The 25,785-nt window shown below is 63.7% G+C and carries 22 protein-coding genes; 12 read left to right on the top strand and 10 right to left on the bottom strand.

The genetic code is table 11. The annotated features are described in order from the left end of the window. Positions 1 to 61: 61 nt before the first annotated feature. Positions 62 to 988 carry a fumarylacetoacetate hydrolase family protein gene (locus tag HMI59_RS02275; protein ID WP_193592667.1) on the top strand — a complete coding sequence of 309 codons (927 nt, stop codon included), beginning with the start codon at positions 62 to 64 and terminating at the stop codon, positions 986 to 988. Between the two features lie 121 nt (positions 989 to 1,109). Continuing rightward, positions 1,110 to 2,429, top strand: coding sequence for an ATP-binding protein (locus tag HMI59_RS02270; RefSeq protein WP_021473946.1), 1,320 nt, complete (start codon positions 1,110 to 1,112; stop codon positions 2,427 to 2,429). Between the two features lie 143 nt (positions 2,430 to 2,572). On the opposite strand, the gene HMI59_RS02265 is transcribed toward HMI59_RS02270, so the two are convergent. Genes HMI59_RS02265 through gluQRS form a run of 3 tightly spaced genes read right to left on the bottom strand, consistent with a single transcriptional unit; the run spans position 2,573 to position 5,424 of the window. Then, a complete protein-coding gene (locus tag HMI59_RS02265; protein WP_193592666.1) occupies positions 2,573 to 3,361 on the bottom strand; it encodes an SDR family oxidoreductase in 789 nt (262 codons plus the stop codon). 41 nt (positions 3,362 to 3,402) lie between these two features. Continuing rightward, positions 3,403 to 4,512, bottom strand: a complete 1,110-nt coding sequence (locus HMI59_RS02260) for a serine hydrolase domain-containing protein (RefSeq protein ID WP_193592665.1) — start codon at positions 4,510 to 4,512, stop codon at positions 3,403 to 3,405. Positions 4,513 to 4,521: 9 nt separating this feature from the next. Further along, positions 4,522 to 5,424 (bottom strand): tRNA glutamyl-Q(34) synthetase GluQRS, encoded by a 903-nt coding sequence (gene gluQRS / locus HMI59_RS02255; protein ID WP_193592664.1) that lies wholly within the window; start codon positions 5,422 to 5,424, stop codon positions 4,522 to 4,524. 377 nt (positions 5,425 to 5,801) lie between these two features. Here gluQRS and HMI59_RS02250 point away from each other — a divergent pair, with 377 nt between their 5' ends. Beyond that, on the top strand, positions 5,802 to 6,260 hold the full coding sequence (locus HMI59_RS02250) for an Lrp/AsnC family transcriptional regulator (RefSeq protein WP_031217015.1): 459 nt from the start codon (positions 5,802 to 5,804) through the stop codon (positions 6,258 to 6,260). A 17-nt stretch (positions 6,261 to 6,277) separates the two neighbouring features. Here the strand turns inward: HMI59_RS02250 and HMI59_RS02245 are convergent, their stop codons facing one another. Continuing rightward, positions 6,278 to 6,733, bottom strand: a complete 456-nt coding sequence (locus tag HMI59_RS02245) for an Lrp/AsnC family transcriptional regulator (RefSeq protein WP_062098353.1) — start codon at positions 6,731 to 6,733, stop codon at positions 6,278 to 6,280. A gap of 102 nt (positions 6,734 to 6,835) precedes the next feature. Here HMI59_RS02245 and HMI59_RS02240 point away from each other — a divergent pair, with 102 nt between their 5' ends. After that, complete coding sequence (locus HMI59_RS02240; RefSeq protein WP_193592663.1) at positions 6,836 to 7,480, top strand: LysE family translocator; 645 nt, start codon at positions 6,836 to 6,838, stop codon at positions 7,478 to 7,480. Positions 7,481 to 7,538: 58 nt separating this feature from the next. Here the strand turns inward: HMI59_RS02240 and HMI59_RS02235 are convergent, their stop codons facing one another. Next, positions 7,539 to 8,510 carry a hypothetical protein gene (locus HMI59_RS02235; protein WP_193592662.1) on the bottom strand — a complete coding sequence of 324 codons (972 nt, stop codon included), beginning with the start codon at positions 8,508 to 8,510 and terminating at the stop codon, positions 7,539 to 7,541. A 155-nt stretch (positions 8,511 to 8,665) separates the two neighbouring features. On the opposite strand from HMI59_RS02235, the gene HMI59_RS02230 reads away from it, so the two are divergent. Further along, positions 8,666 to 9,139, top strand: coding sequence for a DUF4383 domain-containing protein (locus tag HMI59_RS02230; RefSeq protein WP_021473937.1), 474 nt, complete (start codon positions 8,666 to 8,668; stop codon positions 9,137 to 9,139). Positions 9,140 to 9,213: 74 nt separating this feature from the next. Here HMI59_RS02230 and HMI59_RS02225 read toward each other — a convergent pair whose 3' ends face one another. The 5 genes from HMI59_RS02225 to HMI59_RS02205 all read right to left on the bottom strand — a co-directional run bounded on the left by HMI59_RS02225 (position 9,214) and on the right by HMI59_RS02205 (position 16,737). Further along, positions 9,214 to 11,262 (bottom strand): glycosyl hydrolase family 28 protein, encoded by a 2,049-nt coding sequence (locus HMI59_RS02225; RefSeq protein ID WP_193592661.1) that lies wholly within the window; start codon positions 11,260 to 11,262, stop codon positions 9,214 to 9,216. A 221-nt stretch (positions 11,263 to 11,483) separates the two neighbouring features. Beyond that, positions 11,484 to 12,299: an IclR family transcriptional regulator gene (locus HMI59_RS02220; protein WP_193592660.1), complete on the bottom strand. Its 816-nt coding sequence runs from the start codon at positions 12,297 to 12,299 to the stop codon at positions 11,484 to 11,486. A 107-nt stretch (positions 12,300 to 12,406) separates the two neighbouring features. Next, entirely contained in the window at positions 12,407 to 13,663 is a 1,257-nt protein-coding gene (locus tag HMI59_RS02215; RefSeq protein ID WP_193592659.1) for an aminopeptidase P family protein, read from the bottom strand. Between the two features lie 31 nt (positions 13,664 to 13,694). Beyond that, complete coding sequence (locus HMI59_RS02210) at positions 13,695 to 15,056, bottom strand: MFS transporter (protein ID WP_021473932.1); 1,362 nt, start codon at positions 15,054 to 15,056, stop codon at positions 13,695 to 13,697. 1,009 nt (positions 15,057 to 16,065) lie between these two features. After that, a complete protein-coding gene (locus HMI59_RS02205) occupies positions 16,066 to 16,737 on the bottom strand; it encodes a GntR family transcriptional regulator (protein ID WP_062098360.1) in 672 nt (223 codons plus the stop codon). 152 nt (positions 16,738 to 16,889) lie between these two features. On the opposite strand from HMI59_RS02205, the gene glyA reads away from it, so the two are divergent. Genes glyA through purU form a run of 7 tightly spaced genes read left to right on the top strand, consistent with a single transcriptional unit; the run spans position 16,890 to position 25,703 of the window. Further along, the gene (gene glyA, locus HMI59_RS02200) at positions 16,890 to 18,239 is read left to right on the top strand and encodes a serine hydroxymethyltransferase (RefSeq protein WP_166185933.1); all 1,350 of its coding nucleotides are present in this window, start codon (positions 16,890 to 16,892) and stop codon (positions 18,237 to 18,239) included. Then, entirely contained in the window at positions 18,236 to 19,456 is a 1,221-nt protein-coding gene (locus tag HMI59_RS02195) for a sarcosine oxidase subunit beta family protein (RefSeq protein WP_021473929.1), read from the top strand. The genes glyA and HMI59_RS02195 overlap by 4 nt, the downstream gene beginning before the upstream one ends. Positions 19,457 to 19,468: 12 nt before the next feature. After that, the gene (locus tag HMI59_RS02190) at positions 19,469 to 19,849 is read left to right on the top strand and encodes a sarcosine oxidase subunit delta (RefSeq protein WP_193592658.1); all 381 of its coding nucleotides are present in this window, start codon (positions 19,469 to 19,471) and stop codon (positions 19,847 to 19,849) included. Next, the gene (locus tag HMI59_RS02185) at positions 19,846 to 22,791 is read left to right on the top strand and encodes a 2Fe-2S iron-sulfur cluster-binding protein (protein ID WP_193592657.1); all 2,946 of its coding nucleotides are present in this window, start codon (positions 19,846 to 19,848) and stop codon (positions 22,789 to 22,791) included. Before HMI59_RS02190 ends, HMI59_RS02185 begins: the two co-directional genes overlap by 4 nt. Next, a complete protein-coding gene (locus HMI59_RS02180; RefSeq protein WP_166185935.1) occupies positions 22,784 to 23,422 on the top strand; it encodes a sarcosine oxidase subunit gamma in 639 nt (212 codons plus the stop codon). Before HMI59_RS02185 ends, HMI59_RS02180 begins: the two co-directional genes overlap by 8 nt. Next, complete coding sequence (locus HMI59_RS02175) at positions 23,422 to 24,801, top strand: L-serine ammonia-lyase (protein WP_193592656.1); 1,380 nt, start codon at positions 23,422 to 23,424, stop codon at positions 24,799 to 24,801. The genes HMI59_RS02180 and HMI59_RS02175 overlap by 1 nt, the downstream gene beginning before the upstream one ends. 2 nt (positions 24,802 to 24,803) lie before the next feature. Then, the gene (purU, locus tag HMI59_RS02170; RefSeq protein ID WP_193592655.1) at positions 24,804 to 25,703 is read left to right on the top strand and encodes a formyltetrahydrofolate deformylase; all 900 of its coding nucleotides are present in this window, start codon (positions 24,804 to 24,806) and stop codon (positions 25,701 to 25,703) included. Positions 25,704 to 25,785: the final 82 nt, after the last annotated feature.

Here is a 25,785-nt window from a genome sequence, read left to right as displayed (position 1 = left end):
GATTGCCCGGCCAACACAGCACACTGGGTTGCGGATGTCAGTACCGAAAACGGAGGAAGCCATGACCTTGAAATTCGCCAGGCTGGGAGCGGCCGGAAACGAACAACCTGTTGTCATTGCCCAGGACGCACAGGGGGAAAAGTACTTCAGCCTGGCGTCCCTCACCAAGGACCTCGACGGCGGCTTCCTCGCCTCGGACGGCATCGCCCGCACGCGCGAAGCCCTGGATGCCGGCCAACTCGAGGAGATCTCCGCCGAAGGCTTAAGGATCGGCGCCCCCGTTGCCCGGCCGGCCAACGTCATCGCGATCGGACTGAACTACGCGGCCCATGCCGCTGAATCAGGAGTCACGCCGCCCGAGGTCCCGGTGGCGTTCCTCAAGCCGGCCAACACCATCAGCGGGCCTTTCGACGCGGCCCCCATCCCCCCGACGTCGGAAAAGTACGACTGGGAAGTGGAACTCGCAATCGTGATCGGCAAGGAAGCCTCCTACCTCTCCTCTGTTGAGGAAGCGGCGGAATACATTGCCGGCTACGCCGTAGCGAACGACCTTTCCGAGCGCGATTTCCAGATGAACGGCCCCGCCGGGCAGTGGACCAAGGGCAAGACGCTCCCGGGTTCCACGCCTTTGGGTCCGTGGCTGGTTCCCGCGTCCGACGTCGATACCGCCAACCTTGGGTTGCGCACCCGCGTGAACGGCGAGATCCGGCAGGACTCCAACACCTCGGACATGGTCTTCGATGCCCCCACGATCGTCCACCACCTCAGCCAGTACATGGTGCTGGAGGCCGGCGACGTGATCATCACGGGAACCCCTGAGGGCGTGGCCTTGTCCGGCCGGTTCCCCTTCATCCAGCCCGGCGACGTGATCGAGCTTGAGATCGACGGCCTGGGCGTCCAGCGCCAGGAGTACTACCGTGCCGGCACGGGTAAGCGGGCCGGTGCGGGTAAGCGGGCCGGTGCGTCACTCGCCAACGCCGGCGCCTAGCTCCTGACCCTAACGGCGGGTGCGTAACGCAACCGCCGCGCAACGTCCCGCCTGCCGGGTTCGCCTATGCTCGACTCCAAGGAATCAACGGCGACCCCACTTTGCGGACTCAGGAGCAGGCATGACGAATTGGCGCATCAGGGATTTTCACTCCTCGGACCTGGACGGCATCCTGCATCTGTGGGAATCGCTGAAGGCCAACGGCGTCGAGCCGGTATACGCACTCTCCGAAGTACTGGCCTCCTGCGAGAAGGACCACGCGGTTGTTGCCGTGCAGGGCGACGAAGTGGTGGGAGCCGCCGTCGGACGCGCCGCGCATGATCAAGGCTGGATCGTCTTCCTCGCCACCCTGCCGGAGTTCCGCGGCCGCGGGATCGGCACCTCGTTGCTGTCCGCCGTCGAGAACCGCATGGCACCGCACGGCCTGAACAAGCTCTCCGCGCTCATGCCCGAAACCGAAACCCGGGTAGAGGCGTTCCTCGGCCGCGGCTTCGTGGTGAAGAAGAACCTGCGCTACTTCGAGCGGACCATCCCCGTCCAGCGGCAGGAATTGGAGCCACTCAGCCTGCTCGGAGGCCGTATCCTGGCCCGGGATCTGTGGGAAAACGTGGCGGGCATGAAGCGCGAGAAGGAACTGCTGGAACGCCGCCTCGTCCTTCCGCTGGCCGAAGCCGACCTCGCCGATGAATACGGAGTAGTACCCCCACGCGCCGTGGTGTTGTTCGGTCCTCCCGGCACCGGCAAGACCACATTTGCGAAGGCCATCGCCTCACGGCTGGAGTGGCCGTTCGTGGAGGTTTTCCCTTCCCGGCTCGCTTCCGACCCCAAGGGCCTGGCGGGTGCGCTGCGGGAAACCTTCCTTGAGATCGCAGAGCTGGAACACGCTGTGGTCTTCATCGACGAAGTGGAGGAAATCGCCTCCCAGCGTGCGGGCGATCCGCCGTCGCCGTTGCAGGGCGTCACCAACGAGCTCTTGAAGATCATCCCGGCCTTCCGCGAACAGCCCGGCCGCCTCCTGGTCTGCGCCACCAACTTCATCCGCGCCCTGGACACGGCTTTCCTGCGTCACGGCCGCTTCGACTACGTCATCCCCATCGGCCTTCCGGACGTCCATGCCCGCGAAGCCATGTGGCAGCGTTTCATCCCCGCAACTGTGGTGGACAACGTGGACATTCCGTTGCTGGTTGAGCGGACCGAGGGCTTCTCCCCGGCGGACATCGAGTTCGCTGCGCGGAGCGCCTCCCAGCGCGCCTTGGAGAAAGCCGTGTACGACGACGCTGCTGCCGCCGGCTCGCCCTCGAACGGCAGCACTGCTTCACAGGGCCGGAAGGGACCTGTCACGCAGGACTACCTCGACGCGATCGCCGACACCCGGACCACCGTCAGTGAACAGGTGTACCAGGAGTTCCTCGAAGACATCGATGTGCTGGGGCGCGTCTAGGCCCCAGCGCCTGGTTTGTTGCGCCGAGTTCGCTGCGCCCAGTTCGCCCAGTTCGCTGGAAGCCTGCCCCTTCGTCCGTAGAGGAACGGCGATCCTGACGCATTCCCACGAACCCGGCACTACCGCGATGCACAGCGGGAGGGCTAGTCCTGCACGGCTCGGGCGGCGATGGCCACCGTGAGGGCGCGGGGCAGGCGCTGGGCCAGCCCCGCGGCAATGCGGTTGGTCAGGCCTGACACCACGCTGGCCGGAGTGGCCTTCCCACCCAGTGCCTTGAGAGCGGTTTCAACCACTTGTTCGGGCGTCTGCATGATTCCGACTGCTGCCGACTCGCTGCCCAGGACCTCAAAAAACTCGGTAAGGGTGGCTCCCGGGCACAGGCCGAGGACCCGGAGTCCGGTTCCCTTCGTTTCATGGGCAATGGCCTCGGTGAAACTCAGGACGAAGGCCTTGGTAGCGCCATAGACTGCCATGCCGGGGACGGGTTGGAAGGCCGCGGTGCTGGCAACGTTCACCAGCGCGCCCTTGGCGGAGGACAGCATGCCGGGAAGAAATGCCCTGGTGATGTCCACCAAGGCTGAGATGTTAACAGCGATTTCGGAGGCAATAACATCGGGATCCTCCTGGGCGAACGGGCCCCGGGTACCAAAGCCTGCGTTGTTGATCAGGGTGTCAACCGCGATCCCGCGGGTGGACAGCGCGGTCGCCAGTTCGCGGCCCACGCCTGCCCTGCTCAGGTCCATGGCCAGAACCGTGACGGAGACCCCGTGTTCGGCACGCAAGTCCCTGGCCAGCTCTTCCAATCGATCAGCACGCCGGGCAACGAGGACCAGGTTGGCTCCCCGGGCCGCAAAGCGGGTAGCGAATTCGGCGCCGAGCCCCGAGCTTGCACCGGTAATCAGGGCCGTGGTGCCCTTGTAGGTCATGGTCATGGTGTTCATCCTTTGTATGGGCCGGGCTTTACGGGGTAGGACTACAGCGCCGCGATCGCCTGGCGCACCGCCGAGCTGAGCAGGAAGTTCCGGCAGCCCACTCCCCCTGGCTCGGCCTGCTGGGGTACGTAGCCAAAACCGAGTTCATACACGGGATCCGCGTATCCGAGGGAGGCACTGGCACCGTCATGCCCGAACGCGCGGTAGCTGCCGAACGGCATCCTGTTGTGCGACTTCATGAACACCGTGCCAAAGCATCCGGCCTCGCCAAAAACCCGGTCGATTCCGAAGACCTGTTCGGCGGACACCGCCCGGATGGTCTCCTCGGTGAGCAAAGGCCCGACGGCGGAGGCGGACAGGCCCGTCAGCGCAAGCGCATAGATCCGTGCCATTCCGTCCGCGCTGGCAACCCCTGCTGCGGAGCTCAGTCCTGCCGCGCGGACTTCCCTGATGTTGGGCAGGTCCAGGAGGTCCCCGGCAGCCGCGTTGACGGTCAGCCCGAAGTGGCTTGCCGGGTCAACCCACGGCATTGAGGGGTCGGCGACCCAACGGAAGGGCGCGAACCGGCCTTCCTCTTCGGCGGGCAGGCCCAGATAGAAGTGCGCGCCTGCAACCGACCTGATCCGCTCCTCGAAGATGGCCTGCAGGGTGGAACCGGTGATCCTGCGGCAGAGTTCCTCCATGAAGACCCCGATTGTCAGTGCGTGATAGCCGAACGCCGCACCCGGCTTCCACAAGGGAGGCAGCTTGGCGAGTTTTGCCGCGGCCAGCCCGGAGTCGTTGACCTCGTCCATGGTCAGCCCGCCTTCCACGCCCAAAAGCCCGGCCTGGTGCGAAAGCAGCTGCGCCACCGTGACGCTTTCCTTGCCTTCGACGCCGAACTCCGGCCAGTACTTCACCACTTCAGCGTCGAGGTCCAGCAAGCCGTCCTGGACGAGCAGGGCCATCACCAAGCCACCCATGCCTTTGGAACAGGAGAAGACGCCGGTCACGGAATCGGCCCGGATGTGCGGTCCCCCGCTGAGGTCCAGGACCTTGACGCCGCGATGGTAGGCGGCGACCTGCGCGGAGTACTCCGGATCCTGTTCCAGGAAGCTGCCAAAGAGCTCTGCGACGTATTCGAATCCGGGGGCGATCACCTGTGAATGCATCCTGCCAGCCTAACGGGCGGGCATCTCCGGCACGGGGTTTTTCCACACCCACGGGTCCCGCGGGAGCTTCGCCGGCTCAAAGAAAGGCAGGGCGGATTCCAAGGATCCCGCGGGCAATCCGAGCGACCCCAGCAGAAGGTCCCGCACGGCATCGGCAGAAACCCCGACGGCGGCGAGGTCCCCCAGGGTGACGGCACCGTCGCGCTTTGCCAGCCTGGCGCCGTCGTGATTAACAACCAACGGAACATGCGCGTATTCGGGGACCGGGAGCCCCAGAAGCGTGGCCAGGTAAGCCTGCCGGGGCGTGGAAGGGAGGAGGTCGTCGCCGCGCACCACCTGATCGATGCCCTGGGCTGCATCGTCCACCACCACTGCGAGGTTGTAGGCCGTCACGCCGTCGTTGCGGCGCAACACAAAGTCGTCCACGACTCCCCGGTACTGGCCGTGCAACTGGTCCTCCACATCCCATTCGGTGACGTCTGCCATGAGCCGGATGGCGGCGGGACGGGTGGCCCGGCGGATCTCCCGTTCGGCGTGCGACAACCGCCGGCACGTTCCCGGGTAGGCGCCCTGCGGGGCGTGCGGCGCCGACGGTGCTTCCTGGATTTCGCGTCGCGTGCAGAAGCACTCATACGTGCGGCCTTGGGCCGTCAACCGCGCAATCGCGTCCGCGTAGAGCGTCACGCGGTCGGTTTGGCGTACGACGGCGGCGTCCCACCGGACGCCCACGGCAGCCAGGTCGCGGAGCTGCACCGCTTCGGCTCCGGAGCGCGCCCGGTCAAGGTCCTCTACGCGCAACAGGAAGTCCCGGCCCGTGCCCTTGGCGAAGAGCCAGGCGAGGATAGCGGTCCGCAGGTTGCCCACGTGGAGTTCCCCGGAAGGGCTGGGGGCAAAGCGTCCTGCGGAAGTCATGGTCCAAGCCTATGCGGCGTGGTTCGGCCAGGATGGCTCCACCACCGCCAAGGCGCGCCACGGACAGCACAAGAGCCCCTCAGCTACCGCAACGATTCGGTGGCTCAGGGGCTCTTACTGTGGTGCCCATACGGGCATGTTGTGCGGAATGACAATGCGTGAACAAGAGTCAATCAGCGGCTGCTTCCTTGCGGGATGCTTTTGCAGGATTCCGGGTGGTGTACCGGGATACCTGGTGCCTGCGGGATCCGGCGATGGCCTCGTTCCGCTTCGTTGTCACAATTTCAGCAGGAAGCATACAGTTGGTGCAACAGAGTCTAGGATGATTAGTCGATCTGACCAGTATCACCGTGAAGAACCGACAGGGAGTAGTCACTTTGCAGGAACTCGACGCCACCGACCGCCGGATCATCGCCGCCTTGGACGATGATCCCCGCATGCCCATCATGGTGCTGGCGCAGAAGCTGAACCTTGCCCGGGGCACGGTTCAAACCCGTTTGGAACGCATGACGGCGGCCGGGGCCTTGCGCGCCAACAGCAGCCGCGTGCTTCCTTCCGCACTCGGCAGGGGCGTCGCCGCTGCCGTCAGCGCCGAACTGGACCAAAGCCACCTCAACGAGGCCATCGCCGCCCTGCGGAAGATCCCGGAAGTCCTGGAATGCCACGCTCCAGCCGGCGATACCGACCTCATCATCAGGGTGGTGGCGAAAAGCCCGGACGATCTCTACCGGGTTTCCGAGGAGATCCGGCTCTGCCCCGGGATCGTCAGGACATCCACCAGCATGTTCCTCCGCGAAGTGATCCCTTACCGCACCACCGGCCTGCTCCAGGAATAGCCCCGCTCCAGGAGAGCTCAGACCGGCGGCCCGGTGTTCGTTTTGAGGTTCTTCATGACCAACGTCGAGTTCAAACGCTCCACCGCCGGAAGTGCGGCCAACTCGTCGTCGTAGAAGCGCTGGTACGCGGGCAGGTCCGCGGCAATGACTTTCAGCAGGTAATCGGGCGAACCGAACAGTCGTTGCGCTTCGACAATGTTGGGGCTTGCGGCCACACGGGCCTCGAAAGCCGCCATGGTTGCCCGGTCCGCCTGGCGGAGGGTCACGAAGACAATCGCTTCGAAACCAAGCCCGACGGCGGCGGGGTCGATGTCTGCGCGGTAACCACGGATCACGCCGGACTGCTCCAAGTCGCGGAGCCTCCGGTGGCACGGAGCGACGGTCAGGCCGACCTTGGAAGCCAGCGCGGTGGCAGTAATCCTGCCGTCTTCTTTGAGGTGCCGCAAAATACTTCTGTCGATTCCGTCAATCACGCAAAAATCTTACCCGAAAGGCTGTGATCCAGGCGAAATTGGCGAGCACTTCTCAAGCGATTTTCCCTAGAGTTTTCCTACCAACAAACCCTGGAGAGAACCTTGAATCCGCAGCTGTTCTTCGCCTTCCTGCTGGTGTCTATCAGCCTGGCTTGCACCCCCGGCGTCGATTGGGCCTACTCAATTTCGGCAGGCCTCCGGCAGCGCAGCTTCGTCCCCGCCGTAGCGGGGCTCTGCGGGGGCTACGTCATCCACACATTGCTCATGGCAGCCGGCCTGGCGGCACTTTTGGCCGGCATTCCGGGCCTCCTGAGTTGGCTCACTGTTGCCGGCGCCGCCTACCTGCTGTGGCTTGGCGCCTCGACCATCCGCTCGTGGCGAGGTGCGAGCTTCAGTGCGGATGCCGGCGTCGTACATTCCGGAAACCAGCTCCGCACTTTCCTGCAGGGCGTGGGAACCAGCGGCATCAACCCGAAGGGCCTGCTGTTCTTCGTTGCGCTGGTTCCGCAGTTCGTCAGTCCCGACGCGTCGCTTCCCGTGCCCGTGCAGTCCGGCTTGCTGGGGATGACGTTCGTGGTGATGGCAGGGCTGGTCTACACGGGCGTGGCGCTGACCTCACGGAAACTGCTTGCCTCGAGGCCCGGCGCTGCGCGGGTCGTGACCCTCACCAGCGGCATCATCATGGTGGGATTGGGCGTGGTGCTGTTGTCGGAACAGATCATTCCGCTGGTGGCCACGCACATCTAGTCGCTTTCAGGCTGCGAGCACTTCGTCCAAGCGCACAAACCCTTCAATGACGCCGTGTTTACTCGCCGCCCAGCTGCCTGAAGTCGTTCTCCCACAGCCGGCGCATCTCGGCGTCTTTACGGATGACTTCCAAGGACTCCAGCTCAGCCGGGGGTGCAGGCCGCCGGGACCTCGGAGTCAACGTGAAACGTCCCTGGTCCAGCGCAAGCAGGGCCCTGTCCGTGAGGGCATCATTACGGAGGGCCAAGCTGGTCTTCTTGCGGCGCAGGACCTCCTTGAGGGCGTTTTGGGCGGAATCGAGGTCTCCGCGGGCTCGCTGCGCCCGGGCGCGGATCAGCAACAGCGCGGCAGACAGGTCATCGGTATTCAGCAGGCCGTTGGTCCAAATCACCACGTCGCGGTAGCGTCCCAGCGCAAAAGCCGCCGTGCAGCGGGCCAGCGCAGAAGGCAACGACGGCGGCAGGCTCACCACGGCTTCGAGCGCCGCCTCCATCATTCCCATCTCCCGCAGGCAATGAGACAGGGCAAGGAACACTGATTCCTCGCTGAACAGAACCGGGACTTCAACGCGTTCGGCAACCTCAACCCTGGCGACCACCCGCCCCAGGTACTGGGCAGAGAACTGGCTGGCGTCGTCGTCGATCCTTGTTGCCAAGCCCCGTTGCAGCAGTTCCGACGCCCGCAGGTATCCACCGTGCTTGTAAACCAGCAAGCCGGACATGACGTAGCAAAGACCCGCCCACCCCGGGAACTCACGGGCAAGGGAGAGCAGGCGGTCCGGGTCGGATGAGCCGAAAACCGCGTCGTGCATCAGCCGCGACTGCCTGGATGCCAGGAACTTCAACCGCGGCGCATCGCCGCTCACGGATAGCCTGGCCGCGTTCCGGCCGATCAACACCCCGGACAGCGCTCCGCCAAGCCCGTCGGTCAATCCGCGCACGGGCGTTCGGATGTGTCCCTCACGGAATGGAGTGACGTCACGGGTGTCGTGGAAAATCGAAACAAATCCTCCGTTGGGGCCTTGGGTCATTAACCAATGCTAACCGGCGCTGAACTGCCCTTTCCCCTGCTATCAGCGGCATTTCAGGAGTATTATGGCGGCGTCGGCAAGGTTTTCCGACACCCCTTGCCGCGGGCCGGCTCTCCATGAGAAGAGCCGGAAAACAGCGTGAATAGGGAGGACTTATGACCACCGCTTCGCACCCAGCACATCACCATGCGATGGGTTTAACGCTCCACAACACCGCCTTGGGCGTTGGCATTGTATTTCTGCTGGTAGGCGTTCTTGGGTTCATCCCGGGAATCACCACCAATTACGGCGCCATGACCTTTGCCGGACATGAATCAGGCGCCATGTTGTTTGGAATATTCCAAGTTTCAATACTCCATAACATCGTCCATTTGCTGTTTGGCGCGGCCGGCCTGGCCATGGCGAGGACAGGCCGCATGGCTCGCCTGTTCCTCCTGGGTGGCGGTGCCGTGTACATCGTCCTTTGGATCTACGGCCTGGTCATCAACCAGGAAACCGCTGCCAACTTTGTTCCGTTCAACACCGCCGACAACTGGCTGCACTTTGTGCTTGGCGTGGCCATGATTGGCTTGGGCGCGTGGCTGGGCAGGGACGCTATGGATGAGACCACCTCAAGGAAGGCAATGTAGCGCTAATTACCCCGCGAGATGGCACTTAATGGCAGTGTTTGTGCATCTGATTGTCATTAAGTGCCATCTCGGCGTCACTTGACGGGCGGGCTCACATCCGTGAACGTGTTCCCGGTGGAGTAGCCGTCAAAGCGCCAGGGGTTGGCGTTGTTCCGGACGCTGAGGAACGTCACCCCGTGGAACGCGGAGTCCGTGAGGCCCTTGATGTTGGTGGGATTAACGTTCCGGAAAACCACATCCTGGAAGGTGAACCCGCTGAGCGTGGCCGTCCCTTCGCCCAGGGCAGGCCCCGCATGGATGTCGATCACCGGCTTGCTGTCGGAGACGGCCATGCCGCACGTGGGTGAGTTGTTGCCGTCCACAGACACATTCTTGACCTTCACGTTTTTGAAAGTCGCGGAATCTGCTGCGACGTACCCCGACGGCGACTGGTTGTAGCTGAGCGTCATGATGAACGCGCTGCTCCCCATGCAGGCCATGGCCGTATCACGGAACAGGAAATCCCGTCCGCCGCCTGCCATGTCCGAGGTGCTCTTCATGCGCAGGCCACCGGTCTCCACCTTGTACATAACGTTGTCCTCCGCGAGGACCCGCTGAACCCACGCCGCCGTGTTGGAGCCTACGGCGACTCCGCCGTGACCCATGCGCATGTAGTTATTGAAAATCCACACGTCCTCGCTGGGCCGTCCTTCTGCGCCGTACTTTCCTTGGCCCGCGGCAAAGTTGACCTGGTCGTCCCCGGTGTCGAAGAAGTTGTTGAGCACCATGCCGTTGCTGGTCCCGCCGAACTCCAAACCGTCGCCGTTGTTGGTGTTGTACGTCGTGTGGCGCATCCCGTTCACCGTGGTGTTTTCGCTGTCCAGGATCATCACGCCGTGGAAGGCCGGGTTATCGGCCGTGAGTCCCTCAAGGTAAAGGTCTTCCACGCCCATGAAGGTCATCAGGCTTGAGCGGTACTGGCCGTAAAGCACGGAATCCTCCAGCGTTTCCGGCTTATTGACCACTCCCGTCAGGAAGTCCGGGTGTTCCTTGGCATTGCGGAATTGGGCCGCGGCGAGGAGACCGTCATCCAGAACCTTTCCGGCCGAACTGGCAACATATTGCGGAAGCACATTTCCCGCTTCGTCCGTGATGGAACCCTCCGCGGTCCGCTTCCACCCGTTGCCGTCCACGACGCCCTTGCCGGTGATCCGAACGTTCTTCGCGACAGCTCCCGGCTCGCGGCCTTCAGCCGAACGCCCATTGTCTGCCGGCAGGACGTTAATGAGCGACGGCGGCCTGCGGAAGTTCCGGTATTCGGTTTCTTCGGGAGCGGGGTCGGGGACGGGGTAAAGGTAGTAGCCCTTTTCCAACGGGTAGTCCTCCGGCCTGTCCGAACCCAGGAGCCGTGCGCCTTCTGCCAGTTCCAGCGTCATGTCCGAATGCAGGAACAGGGCACCCGTTTTAAACGTGCCCGCTGGAACCACCACCGTGCAGCCCGGGGTCCGGCAGGTATCGATTGCCTTCTGGATCGCCTTCGTGTTGAGGGTCTGACCGTCACCCACAGCTTTGTAGGCGGGGTGCGTGATGTTCACGCGGTGGCGTTCGGGAGTGGTGGTCACCGTGATCGGACCACTCGAAGGGGTCTCGGTTCCGTCTTTCCTGATACCGGTGACGCTGAACTGGTAGGTGGTCCGTGGCGCCAGCCCCGTGACCGTGAAGTTGTGGGCCACGGTTTTCGCGTGGAACCCGTCCCGGTCCGCAGCCCGGAAAGCATCAATGTAATCCTGGGCTGGAGAATGGGTCTTCGCATTTTCCTCGGCCGTGCCCAGCGGCTGGCCGTTCATGTAGACGCGATAGTCCACCACGTCGTCGTATACGCCTGGCTTGTTCCAGACGAGCAAGGTCTTGTTGTGCTCCGTGGCTTCGGCGGGGACGCAGAGGTTCTGCGGCGCGCTGCCGGTAGTGGCGGTGAGCTGGACACTGGCGCTGGAGCAGCCCGGAGTGTCCATTGAACCAGGCTTGTTCGCGGGAACGGCGCTGGCTGGACTTCCCAGCGCACTAAGCGACGCCAGGCCCAGCGCTGTAGCCAAAGTGGCGACCCCGACCCTTCGCAGGCGTTCTCTCTTGTGGGTTTTCTGCATGGATGATCCTTCCCTGGGCACAACAATGTGACCCAGTCCGGGAGCGCCTCAGGCACTCCGGCATGGACAAGCAAGGGCAAGAAAACGTTTTCTCACAACACCCTAGGAAGGAGAACGGCGCAGGTCAAGTGGTTGGCCCCCACGCCGGGATGGCAGTTAATAGGTATGTTGCGGCCTCGGACTGTCATCAAATGCCATCTCGACGGTGGCCCTGGGACCAATCAGGCGGGAGGGCGTCCACCCAGGCGCGACGTCACCTTGGCCGCCGCATCCGCGCAGGCTTCTCCGAGACTGTTGAGGGTGTCCTGCGAGACGCGGAACTTCGGGGCCGGGATCAGCACCGAAGCCACGATGTCGCCGCGGTGATCGTAAACGGGCGAGGCAACACCAACCTCCTCGATGGAGGTTTCCCCAAAATTGACGGCCCATCCGCGCTTCGATGTTTGCTCCAGACGCCGGAGGTACGACTCAACGGCGTCGGCATCCAGGCTGGGCAGTGTGACCGAACCGCTGCGGAGAAGACTCCGGACGCGGTCCTGGTCCTCGGCGGCGAGGAACACCTGGACCGAGGAACTCAGCGCTTCGCTGTAGCGCGCCCCCAACGGGGCAAGGTGTTTCACCTGGTGCCGGCTCGGGATCTGCTCCACGCACATGGATTCGACGCCGTTCCACACCATGAGTGCGCTGGTCTCACCTGTCCGTTCGGTCAACTCGCGGAGGACGGGATAGGCCACGCGCCGCTCTTCGAGTTCCGCCAGGAGGGGGCCCGCCATGGCGATCATCCCCAGCCCCAAGCGGAACCTGCGCGAATCGACGTCGCGCTCTACCAAACCCTCTTGCTCCAAAGTGGCCAATATCCGCGAAACGGTGCTCTTATGCAGTCCGACGCGGCCGGCAATCTCAGTGACTCCGAGCAAGGGTTCCTCGGCGCTGAAACTCTTCAGCACGGCAATGGCGTTAACGATGACCGACGTGCCTTTGCCGTCGCCGTTAGTGTTGCTGCCGTCAGGAGTCTCGGTGGATTCGGTGGGAGTCATGGGTCTCACTATATTTCGCTGCAGCGGTTGGCTCGGTACTGGTTTGCCCGGCACTGGGCCGGGACGGCCGGCGGACGCCCTGCACTGCGTCCGCCGGCCGCACCACGCTAGGCTCCGATGATGTTGTACTCGGGGCCGAACGGGAACTTGGTGATGTTCTCCGCGCCGTCCTCGCCCACAACCAGGATGTCGTGCTCGCGGTAACCGCCGGCACCGGGCTGGCCGTCCAGCACCGTGATCATCGGTTCCATCGAGACCACCATGCCCGGCTCCAGCACAGTCTCGATGTCCTCACGGAGTTCCAGCCCGGCCTCACGCCCGTAGTAGTGGCTCAGCACACCGAAGGAGTGACCGTAACCGAAGGTCCGGTTCGCGAGGAGTCCGTGGCTGACGTAGATCTCGTTCAGTTCGGCAGCGATGTCCTTGCAAACGGCGCCCGGCTTGATGAGTTCCAGACCGCGCTTGTGGACCTCGACGTTGATGTTCCACAGCTCCAGCGAACGGGCATCGGGCTCACCGTAGAACAGGGTCCGCTCAAGTGCCGTGTAGTAGCCGCTGGTCATCGGGAAGCAGTTCAGGGACAGGATGTCGTGTTCCTGGATCTTGCGGGTGGTGGCCCAGTTGTGGGCGCCGTCGGTGTTGATGCCGGACTGGAACCACACCCACGTATCGCGGATTTCGGAGTTCGGGAACGTCCGGGCGATCTCGTGGACCATGGCTTCGGTGCCGATCAAAGCGACTTCGTACTCCGTGATCCCGGCCGTGATGGCGTTGCGGATGGCCTCGCCGCCAAGGTCGCCGATGCGGGCACCGTGCTTGATGACCTCGATTTCCTCAGCGGACTTGATCATGCGCTGACGCATCGCAGCCTGGGCAACATCCACCAGCGTCGCGTCGGCGAACGCCGCCTGGATCTTGTTGCGGTTGTCCAGCGGCAAGGAGTCATCTTCGACGCCGATGCGGCGCGGCTTGATGCCGCGGGTGCGCAGGACTTCCTGGATGGCGTGGATGTAGTTGTCACGGCGCCAGTCCGTGTACACGAGGTTCTCGCCGTAGCTGCGGCGCCAAGGCATGCCGGCGTCGATATTTGCCGTGATGGTGACGGTGTCATCCTTGGTGACCACCATCCCGTATGAACGGCCGAAGTAGGTGAAGAGGAAGTCGGAGTAGTACTTGATGGAGTGGTAGCTGGTGAGGACGACGGCGTCGAGGTCCTTTTCTGCCATGATGCGGCGGAGTCCGGCGAGACGGCGCTCGAACTCGGCGTCGGAGAAGGTCAGCGACACTTTCTCACCGTTGTTGAGGACCTTGAGGCGCTCGAGCTTGGCGACGTCGTTGACAGCCTCGTTCTGCGTGATGGTCATGGTTCTTTCCTTTCAATGGGGTGTGGTTGTTTCAGTCCTGCTGCAGGGGCTTGCGGGAAGTCTCTGCGGCGAAGAGGACTGCGATGAGGGAAACAAGGGAGGCGGCGACCAGGTACCAGCCGGGTGCCAGCTGGTTGTGTGTCATGCCAATGAGGAGGGTGGCCATGAACGGGGCCGTGCCACCGAACAGGGCGTTGGAGAGGTTGAAGCTAACCGCGAACCCGGTGTAGCGAACCTTTGTGGGGAAGAGTTCCGCCAGGAAGCTGGGCAGGGTTCCGTCGTTCAGGGTGAGCATGCCGCCGAGGAGGATCTGGACGAAAACAATCACCGCGAAGCTTCCGGAGTCCAGCAGCATGAAAGCCGGGACCGTCAGGACGCTGAACAGCACCGCTGCGATGATGAGCATCTTCTTCCGGCCGAACCTGTCCGAAGCAATGCCCGTGAGGAAGATGAAGCCGATGTAGCTGGCCAGGGCAATGGTGGTTGCGAGGAACGATTCCGCCGCACCGAATCCCAATTCCTCCGAGAGGTACGTGGGCATGTAGCTGAGGATGACGTAAAAGCCGACGGCATTCAGCAAGACCGCTCCAGTAGCGATGACGAGCTGCTTGCGGTAGGTCCTGAACATCGCAAATGCCGGGGCCTTGACTGCGTGGTCTGTCTCGGCGAGCTCGCGGAAGGCGGGCGTATCCTCCAGTTTCGTCCGGATGTACCGGCCGATCAGGCCCATGGGCGCTGCCAGGAGGAAGGGAAGGCGCCAGCCCCATTCGTTGAGCTGCTCCGCGCTCATCACGGAGGTCAGCAGCGCGGCCAGAAGCGACCCCAGCAGCAGTCCCGCCGCAGTGCTTGCAGGTACGACGGCGGCATAGAGTCCGCGCCGATGTGCGGGCGCGTACTCCACCAGGAATGCGGAGGCTCCTGCATATTCGCCTGCTGCCGAGAATCCCTGCACAACCCTGACCAGCAGGAGCAGGATCGGCGCCATGACGCCGATGGTTGCGTATCCCGGGATCAGTGCAATGCAGAAAGTTGCAACCGACATCAGCAGGATGGACAGGGACAACGCCTGCTTGCGTCCGATCCTGTCGCCGATGTGGCCCCAGATGAAACCACCAATGGGTCGCACAAAGAAGGAGATCGCAAAGACGCCGAACGTTGCCAGGAGTGCTGTCTGACGATCGGACTCCGGGAAGAAGACGGTCGAGATGATTCCGGCAAGGTAGCCGTAGACGGCGTAGTCGAACCATTCGACGAAGTTGCCGATGAAGCTAGCCGTGACCACGCGACGTCGAGTGTCCTTGCTAACCGAAATTTTGGGGGCGGGTGTAGTTCCCTGTCCGCCGTTGGACAGGTCTTCCGATACGGCCGCCACCGGGTTGGATTCGTTACTCATGTTCCACCAAGTTGATTGGGGTTGCATTGAACGCAACGCTGTTGCACCAGACTAAGTGTGAGCGGGACCACGGTCAAGGGTGAATTTTTACCGTCCGAGAACCGCCCGAGAAATGTCATCGCTACGTTCCATCGACGGTGGGCAGGAGAGTGCCCCAAATCTGCCTCGAATGCCGTTGTTGCACTTATATCAACGTAGTTGCACTCAAGGCACAGGCTGGGCGCAAATGTACCCCAATCTCTCCCGGCCACCCCCGAATGCTCTCTCACATCCCACCCCCTTTTTGGCCTTCCTCTCTCACATCCCACCGCCCTTTTGGACACCCCTCTCTCACACCCCACGTCCTCTTCGGCGTTCCCCTCTCACACCCCACCCCCTTTTTGGCCTTCCTCTCTCACATCCCATCGCCTTTTCGGCGTTCCTCTCGCACATCCCGAAACGCTGGCGGCGATAAACAACCGGTGGAGAGCCCCGGGCAACGAGGGGCTGAGGCCAAAGCCGACCAGGTTGGCAGCCCCGAGGCATGCCTCGGAGTCACGGCCGTTCCGCCGCCCCGCTGCTTGCCAATGTTCAGGACGCAGCTGCCAGGGATGGGTAGAGGCCGACGGTCGAGCCCTACGCCAGGCCGAGAGAGCAGGCCTGGCGTGACGGGGCGGTGGGTGCAATCGTCTTGTGCCGCCACGACCCACATTGAAGGCACTGGACGGTGACACGCCTGAAAATTGGGGGAACCTGCGGGGAGGACGGCCGAATGTGGGTCGTGGCGGTACGCAGCCCCACGAGAAGTTCAGATCACCCTCACGCCTGCGGATACACCCAGCTGATAGAGCATCCCGGGAAAAGGGGTGGGACGTGATAGAGGGACGCCGGAAAAGGGGTGGGACGTGATAGAGGGACGCCGGAAAAGGGGTGGGACGTGATAGAGGGACGCCGGAAAAGGGGTGGGACGTGATAGAGGGACGTCAGAAAAGGGGCGGGAAGTGATAGAGGGACGTGATAGAGGGGCGGGTTAGAGAACCTTGCGGATGGTCTCTTCGAAGCTCACCACGTGGTGCATGGCCAGCTTGGCAGCGAGTTCCTCGTCGCCGTCGGCAATGGCAGTCAGGAGCTCGGCGTGCTCGGAGATGTGTCCGGAAACCGAGGGCATCTTTTCCAGCATGTGGCACCAGATACGGGTGGCGAGGTTGTCGTACCGGATCAGGACGTCCTCAAGGTGGGCATTGGCCGAGGCCTTGTAGATGAGCCGGTGCACCTGGATGTCGTAGCGCATGAGTTCCTTGGAGGAAGCATCCTGGCCTTCGAGGTCACGGATGGCCGCGGCCACGGCGCGCAGCTCGTCCCGCATGGCAGGGCTGGCCATCCGCGCCGCTTTGCGCGAGGCCAATGGCTCCAACAACTCACGGATCTCGGAGACTTCCGCGAGCTGGGTGATGTCCACACCGGTGGCGAAGGTGCCGCGGCGCGGATAGGACACCACGAGGTGGTCGCTCTCCAGCCTCTTGATTGCCTCGCGTACGGGCGTGCGGCCAATTCCGAGCTCGGCCGCGATCTGGCCGTCATTGATGGGATCGCCCGGCTTGATGTCCAGCATGATGAGCCTGTCGCGCAGGAGCAGGTAGGCATTCTCCGCGAGGGATGCCCCCTGCGGAGCGGATTCCAGTGCTTCCAAAGCTGTGCTCATGGCCTACTCCCCGTGGTCGTATTTCCCAGTCTGCTGGACGAGTTGCCGCGGACCTGTTGACGACTATGTGATCTCCAACATACCATGGCAGAAGTTCTAATATATTAGTTGACTAACAGTCAGCAACTACAAGTACTTCTAAGGAGAACACCATGGTTGAACCGCTGATCCGCTCGCTCGCCCAAGCGGACCCGGAGGTTGATCAGGCGATCGCCCAGGAACTCATCCGCCAGCAGTCCACGCTGGAGATGATCGCTTCAGAGAACTTCGCCCCCACCGCCGTCATGGAGGCACAGGGCTCGGTGCTCACCAACAAGTACGCCGAAGGCTACCCCGGCAAGCGCTACTACGGCGGCTGCGAACACGTTGATGTGATCGAACAGCTGGCCATTGACCGCCTGAAGTCGCTCTTCGGAGCCGGATTCGCCAATGTACAGCCGCACTCCGGCGCACAGGCCAACGCCGCTGCCATGCACGCGCTGATCACGCCGGGCGACACCATCATGGGCCTCAACCTCGCGCACGGCGGACACCTTACCCACGGCATGCGGATCAACTTCTCCGGCAAGCTCTACAACGTCGTTCCGTACAGCGTGCGGGAAGACACCCACACCATCGACATGGCAGAGGTGGAGCGCCTTGCACTCGAGAACAAGCCGCAGCTGATCGTTGCCGGCTGGTCCGCCTACTCCCGCCAGTTGGACTTCGCTGAGTTCCGCCGCATCGCGGACCTGGTGGGTGCCTACCTCATGGTGGACATGGCCCACTTCGCCGGCTTGGTGGCAGCAGGACTGCACCCGAGCCCGGTCCCCCACGCACACATCGTCACCAGCACCACGCACAAGACCCTCGGCGGACCCCGCGGCGGCGTCATCCTCACCAACGACGCCGACATCGCCAAGAAGGTCAACTCCGCAGTGTTTCCCGGACAACAGGGTGGACCACTGGAGCACGTCATCGCCGCCAAGGCCGTCGCCTTCAAGTTCGCGGCAGAGCCTGAGTTCAAGGAACGCCAGGAACGCGTCCTCGAAGGCTCCAAGATCCTGGCCGAGCGCCTCCTCAAGGAAGACGTTGCAGCCGCCGGCATCTCCGTCGTCAGTGGTGGCACCGACGTCCACCTGGTCCTGGTTGACCTTCGCAACTCCGAACTCAACGGTCAGCAGGGCGAAGATGCCCTGCACCGCATCGGCATCACGGTCAACCGCAACGCAGTTCCTTTCGACCCCCGCCCGCCGATGGTCTCCTCGGGACTCCGCGTCGGCACCCCGGCACTGGCGGCCCGCGGTTTCGGAGCCGAAGAGTTCACCGAAGTTGCAGACATTATTGCGACGGCGTTGATCGCCTCGGCCGGCACCGGCACCCTGGATGACCGGACTGCCGTCGAACTCCGTACCCGCGTCACCGCGCTGGCGGAAAAGTTCCCCCTGTATCCGCACCTTTCCAGCAACAGGAATGGCGCCGAATCCGTACTCGAAGCAGAAATGATTGGAGCAGCCCAGTGAGTGTCGATCACCTCCCCGAACACCCTGACTTCCTCTGGCGCAACCCGGAACCCAAAAAGTCGTACGACGCAGTGATCGTCGGCGGCGGCGGGCACGGCCTGGCCACCGCCTACTTCCTGGCTAAAAACCATGGCATGACCAACATTGCCATCCTGGAAAAGGGCTGGCTCGCCGGCGGCAACATGGCCCGCAACACCACCATCATCCGCTCCAACTACCTCTGGGACGAGAGCGCTGCCATTTACGAGCATGCCCTCAAGCTCTGGGAAATCCTTCCCGAGGAACTCGAGTACGACTTCCTGTTCAGCCAGCGCGGCGTCATGAACCTCGCGCACACCCTGGGTGACGTCCGCGAGAGCATGCGTCGCGTTGGCGCCAACCGCCTCAACGGTGTGGACGCCGAATGGCTGGAACCGGACCAGGTCAAGGAACTCTGCCCCATCCTGAACACGAGCGACAACATCCGCTACCCGGTCATGGGCGCCACCTACCAGCCGCGTGCGGGTATCGCGAAGCACGACCACGTTGCCTGGGCATTCGCCCGCAAGTGCGACGAAATGGGCGTTGACATCATCCAGAACTGTGAAGTCACCGGCTTCATCAAGGACGGCGACCGCGTCACCGGCGTCAAGACCACGCGCGGCACCATCAACACCGAAAAGGTGGGCCTCTGCGCCGCCGGCCACAGCTCCGTACTGGCAGAAATGGCAGGCTTCCGCCTTCCCATCCAGTCCCACCCGCTGCAGGCACTGGTGTCGGAACTGCACGAGCCCGTCCACCCCACGGTGGTCATGTCCAACCACGTCCACGTATACGTCTCCCAGGCCCACAAGGGTGAACTGGTGATGGGTGCCGGCGTCGACTCCTACAACGGCTACGGACAGCGCGGCTCCTTCCATGTGATCGAAGAGCAGATGGCGGCAGCCGTGGAGCTGTTCCCGATCTTCGCCCGGGCTCACGTGCTCCGTACCTGGGGCGGCATCGTGGACACCACGCTGGATGCTTCCCCGATCGTGGGCCTCACTCCGGTGGAGAACATGTTCGTCAACTGCGGCTGGGGAACCGGCGGCTTCAAGGGCACCCCGGCAGCGGGCCTGACCTTCGCCCACACCATCGCAACGGGCGCACCGCACAAGCTCAACAAGCCCTTCGCACTGGAACGCTTCGAGACCGGTGCCCTCATCGACGAACACGGCGCCGCAGCCGTGGCCCACTAGGAAGGCACAGACATGCTCCTCATCTCATGCCCCAACTGCGGGCCACGCGACGAAACCGAATTCCACTACGGCGGACAGGCACACGTGCCCTACCCCGAAAACCCGAACGACCTCACGGACCGGGAATGGGCTGAATACCTGTTCTACCGCGAGAACACCAAAGGCACTTTTGCCGAACGCTGGGTCCACAGCACCGGTTGCCGCCAGTGGTTCAACATGCTGCGCGACACCGTGAGCTACGACATCCACTCCATCTACGCGATGGGCTCACCGCGGCCGGAGCTCCCGGGTTCCAAGGCAGCAGCCCAATCAGCTCAAGGCCAGGCCGGCACTCCGGGCCTCGCCAGCGGCGCCCCCACCACTACAACCTCCCCGGAAGGAGCCCGGAAGTGAGCAGCAAGAACGCCCGCCTCGCCACCGGCGGCCGCATCGACCGCAGCATCACCTGGCGGTTCACCGTGGATGGCCAGGAATTCGTTGGCCACCCCGGCGACACGATCGCTTCGGCCCTCCTGGCCAACGGCCACATCAACGCCGGCAATTCCCTCTATGAGGACCGTCCCCGCGGCATCATGGCTGCAGGCGTCGAGGAGCCCAACGCGCTGGTCAAGATCGCACCCCGCTTCCCCGGCCACGTTGCCGAGTCCATGCTCCCGGCCACGGCGGTTTCCCTGGTGGACGGACAGAACATCGAACTCCTCTCCGGTTTGGGCAAGTTGGACCCGGCCGAGGACAAGGCCGAATACGACAAGAAGTACGTCCACACCGACGTCCTGGTGGTCGGTGGCGGTGTTGCAGGTTTGGCTGCAGCACGCGAAGCCGTCCGCACCGGCGCAAGGGTCATCCTGATCGACGACCAGCCCGAACTCGGTGGCTCCTTGCTCTCCGCTTCCACGGCGGAGGGACTCGCCGAAGAAATCGAAGGCAAGCCGGCCCTCGAATGGATCGCAGACGTTGAAGCCGAACTGGTTTCCGCCGAGGAATGCACGGTCCTGCACCGCACCACCGCCTTCGGTTCCTACGACTCGAACTACTTCATCGCAGCCCAGAACCGCACGGACCACCTCACCGTCCCGGCAGCCCCCGGAGTTTCCCGCACGCGTATTTGGCACATCCGTGCTGCACAGGCGGTCCTGGCACCGGGCGCCCACGAGCGTCCCCTGGTGTTCGAAAACAACGACCGTCCGGGCATCATGCTCGCCTCCGCCGTGCGCACCTACCTGAACCGCTACGCCGTCGCAGTCGGCCAGCGCGTCGTCATCAGCACCACCAACGACTCCGCCTACCTGCTCGCCGCGGACCTGAAGGCAGCAGGCATTCCGGTTGCCGCCGTCGTCGACGCCCGTCCGCAGATCAGCGAAAAGGCCGCAGCCGCCGTCGAATCCGGCCTCCGCGTCCTGATCGGCAGCGCAGTTGCCGATACCAGCGCGGATGAGGCCGGTCGCCTGAACGGCGTGACCGTCCGCAGCATCAACGACGACGGCGAACTCACCTCGGGCGTCGAGCAGATCGCCGCCGATGTCCTCGCTGTTTCCGGTGGCTGGAGCCCGGTGGTCCACCTCCACAGCCAGCGCCAGGGCAAACTGCGTTGGGACGACGACCTCGCAGCCTTCATCCCCTCCAGCGTGGTCCGCGACCAGCAGGTTGTGGGCGCAGGCCGCGGCAGCTACGAACTGCAGGACTGCCTGGCCGAAGGCATCTCAGCCGGTGCGGCGGCGTCGATCGCAGCTGGCTTTGAGTCCACCGTGACTCCGTCCGAACTGCAGGCGCCGGTGGCGTCCGCACCCACCCGCCAGCTGTGGCTGGTTCCGGGCCAGACGAGTGAACCGGGCGAGTGGCACAACCACTTCGTCGACTTCCAGCGCGACCAGTCCGTGGCGGATGTCCTCCGTTCCACCGGCGCCGGCATGCGTTCGGTGGAGCACGTGAAGCGGTACACCTCCATCAGCACCGCCAACGACCAGGGCAAGACCTCCGGCGTCAACGCGATCGGCGTGATCGCCGCGGCTCTCAAGCACGGCGGCGCTGACGCTGTTCCGGGCATCGGCGAAATCGGTACCACCGCGTACCGCGCGCCGTTCACCCCGGTGGCCTTCGCAGCATTGGCCGGCCGCCAGCGCGGCGAGCTGTTCGATCCCGCCCGCGTCACCTCCATCCACCCGTGGCACGTTGCCCAGGGCGCCCTGTTCGAAGACGTCGGACAGTGGAAGCGCCCCTGGTACTACCCGCAGGACGGCGAGGACATGGACACCGCGGTTCTCCGTGAATGCGCAGCAGTCCGCGACTCCGTCGGTTTCATGGATGCCACCACCCTGGGCAAGATCGAGATCCGCGGCAAGGACGCCGGCGAATTCCTGAACCGCGTCTACACCAACGCGTTCAAGAAGCTCGCTCCGGGTTCGGCCCGCTACGGCGTCATGTGCACCCTTGACGGCATGATTTTCGACGACGGCGTGACCCTCCGCCTGGATGAGGACACCTACTTCATGACCACCACCACCAGCGGCGCAGCCAAGGTGCTGGACTGGCTGGAAGAGTGGCACCAGACGGAATGGCCGGAACTCGATGTTGTTTTCACCTCCGTCACGGAGCAGTGGAGCACCATCGCGGTGGTCGGTCCCAAGTCGCGCGAAGTCATCGCCAAGGTGGCCCCGCAGCTGGCAGAGAACGGCGGACTGGAAGCAGAGAACTTCCCGTTCATGACGTTCCGCGAGACCACGCTGGCCTCCGGCGTTCAGGCACGCGTCTGCCGGATCTCCTTCTCCGGTGAACTCGCCTACGAAATCAACGTTCCCTCCTGGTACGGGCTCAACACCTGGGAAGCAGTCGCTGCCGCGGGTGCCGAGTTCAACATCACCCCGTACGGCACGGAAACCATGCACGTCCTCCGCGCCGAGAAGGGTTACCCGATCGTCGGCCAGGACACCGACGGCACGGTCACCCCGCAGGATGCCGGCATGGAGTGGATCGTCTCCAAGGCCAAGGACTTCATCGGCAAGCGTTCCTACCTCCGCGCGGACTCCAAGCGCGAGGACCGCAAGCACCTGGTGAGCGTCCTGCCTGCCGACCACTCATTGAAGCTCCCCGAGGGCACCCAGCTCGTTGAGAAGGGCATCGCGGTCAACCCGGCCTACGGTCCCGTTCCCATGGAAGGCTTCGTGACCTCCAGCTACCACAGTGCCGCTTTGGGCCGTTCGTTCGGCCTGGCCCTGATCCAAAACGGCCGCAACCGCATCGGCGAAACCCTCCAGGCTTCCGTCGGAGACCAGCTGGTGGACGTGGTTGTTGGCGAAACCGTACTTTTCGATGCTGAAGGGACCCGCAAAGATGGCTGAGACAGCAACATCCGCAGAAACCGTCGACCGCGTTCGTGAGGCCCGCCGCAGCCCGGCGCAGCACCTTGCCGAGGCCTTCGCCGCCGGTTCGGTGGCCGGCAAGGTCACGCTCAAGGAAATCCCGTACCAGACCCAGGTGGGTGTCCGGGTCAACAGGACGTCCGACGCCGGTTCCCGGGTTGCCGCGATCACCGGCGGCTTGCCTGCCGCTTGCGGCGAGGTGACGGGCTCGGGTGCCATCAGCACCTTGTGGCTCGGCCCGACCGAGTTCCTTGTGGTTGCTCCCGAGGAGTCCCACGATTCCTTCGGCGGCTCCCTGGTCTCCGATCTGACCGCGGCCCTGGGCAGCGACTCCGGCCAGGTGGTGGACCTCTCCGCCAACCGCACCACGTTCGAACTCTCCGGCAGCCGTGCCCGCGCAGTCCTCGAGAAGAGCTGCGCACTGGACCTCCACCCGCGCGTCCTGAAGGCAGGCACTGCCCTGTCCACGGAAATCGGGCACATCCCGGTGGTTCTCTGGAAGACCGACGACGAGACGTTCCGGATCTTCCCCCGGGCGTCGTTCGCCGACTTCCTGGGCCGCTGGCTCCTCGATTCAATGCGGGAGTACGCGTCGCCTGAGGTTCCGTAATGGCACTGAGTGTGCTTGACCTGTTTTCCGTCGGCATCGGGCCCTCGTCGTCACACACGGTGGGCCCGATGCGGGCGGCTAAGCAGTTCACGGACGGCCTTGTTTCGGCCGGCCAACTTCCGGCAACGGTGCGCGTCCAGGCAGAGCTCTTTGGCTCGCTGGGCGCCACCGGCCGGGGGCACGGCTCGGACAAGGCCGTGGTCCTGGGGCTTCAGGGCCACTCCCCCGAAACCGTGGATACGCGCACCGCAGATGACCAAGTGGCAGCTGCTGCACTGGATGCCGAGCTGCGCCTGGGCGGCAGCCACCGGGTGGACTTCAACTGGGACGAGGACGTGGTCCTGCACCGCCGCAAGTCCCTCCCGGCGCACCCCAACGGCATGACCTTCCGCGCCTTGGACCACACAGGCACGGTGCTGCGGGAGCGCAGCTACTACTCGATCGGCGGCGGCTTTGTGGTGGACGGCGACGTCACCGGCACGGAAAAGATCGTGCCGGACACCACGGTCCTGCCCTATCCCTTCACCACCGGCGACGAGCTCCTTGCCATCTGTGAACGCGAGGGCAAGTCCATCTCCGACATCATGCTGGCCAATGAGCTGGTGTGGCGCTCGGAGGAGGAACTGCGTGAACGCCTCCTGGGCATCTGGGCAGTCATGCGCGAATGTGTGGACAACGGCTGCTCTGCCGAGGGCATCCTGCCGGGCGGTTTGAGCGTTCGGCGACGGGCGCCGTCGTTGTTCAAGAAGCTTGCGGAGGCCGAGGCAGCCAACAGCAGCGATCCATTGCTGGCCATGGAATGGGTGAACCTGTTCGCCTTGGCCGTCAATGAAGAGAACGCGGCCGGTGGCAGGATCGTCACCGCACCCACCAACGGTGCGGCCGGGATTGTGCCGGCGGTGCTGCACTATTACACCAAGTTCGTTCCGGGAGCCGACGACGACGGCGTCGTGCGGTTCCTGCTGGCGGCGGCCGCCGTCGGGATCCTGTTCAAGATCAACGCCTCCATTTCCGGCGCCGAGGTTGGTTGCCAGGGCGAGGTGGGTTCTGCCTGCTCCATGGCGGCCGCAGGGCTCTGCGAAGTCCTGGGCGGAACGCCGAGGCAGGTGGAAAACGCCGCGGAAGTGGGCATTGAACACAACCTTGGCCTGACCTGCGATCCCGTGGGTGGGCTGGTGCAGATTCCGTGCATTGAACGCAATGCGATCGCGAGCGTCAAGGCCATCAACGCCGCACGCCTCGCGCTCCATGGCGACGGCAGCCACAAGGTCTCCCTGGACAAGGCCATCAAGACCATGCGGGAAACCGGCGCCGACATGAAATCCAAATACAAAGAGACCTCCCGTGGAGGACTCGCCGTCAACGTAGTGGAGTGCTAGCAATGACTGCCATTCAAACTGAACCTTCTGCCGCTGTGTCTTCCGGGACGTCGGTGGAGCACGTGCTCACGCTGGACTGCCCGGAAGGTCCCGGCATTGTGCATGCGGTCTCCGGATTCCTGCTGGAGCACGGCTGCGACATCATCGACAACAAGCAATTCGGCGACCGCGCCGAAGGGCACTTCTTCATGCGCGTGCATTTCGCGTCCGACGGCGACGACACCACCGTGGACGCCCTGCGGGCCTCCTTCGCTCCCGTTGGCGAGAAGTACGGCATGAACTGGCAATTGGAGCGGCAAGGCTACAAGCGCAAAGTACTGATCATGGTCTCCAAGTTCGGGCACTGCCTGAACGACCTCTTGTTCAGGGCACGGATCGGTGAGCTGCCCATTGAAGTGGTGGGTGTGGTGTCCAACCACCTGGACCACCAGGGACTCGTTGAATGGCACGGGATTCCGTACTTCCACGTTCCCGTCACTGCCGCCACCAAGCCCGCCGCCGAGGCCCGCCTGCTGGACATCATCGACGAACTCGACGTTGAGCTTGTGGTGCTCGCCCGCTATATGCAGGTCCTCAGCGACGATCTCGCCCGGAAGCTGGACGGCCGGGCCATCAACATCCACCATTCGTTCCTTCCGAGCTTCAAGGGCGCCAAGCCGTATCACCAGGCTTATGCACGAGGCGTCAAGACCGTGGGCGCCACCGCGCACTACGTCAACGGCGAGCTCGACGAAGGACCGATCATCTCGCAGCAGGTTGTGGAGGTGGACCACACGTTCGGACCGGAAGACCTCGTAGCGGCCGGTCGGGACACGGAGTGCAAGGCTTTGAGCAACGCCGTTCGTTGGCACTGCGAAGGGCGGATCATCCTGAATGGGAACAGGACGATTGTGTTGAAGTAGTCATTGCTCTCCCCTTCTGCGGGCCGACTTCGCGGGTCCGCTGCCTCTTCGCCGTTCTTTTCCGGCGACCGGGGTAGTGGTC

The organism is Paenarthrobacter sp. YJN-5, from assembly GCF_015040095.1.
Lineage (GTDB): Bacteria > Actinomycetota > Actinomycetes > Actinomycetales > Micrococcaceae > Arthrobacter > Arthrobacter ureafaciens.
The sequence above is the reverse complement of the archived record's forward strand: the minus strand, read 5'-3'. Positions and strand labels throughout refer to the sequence as shown.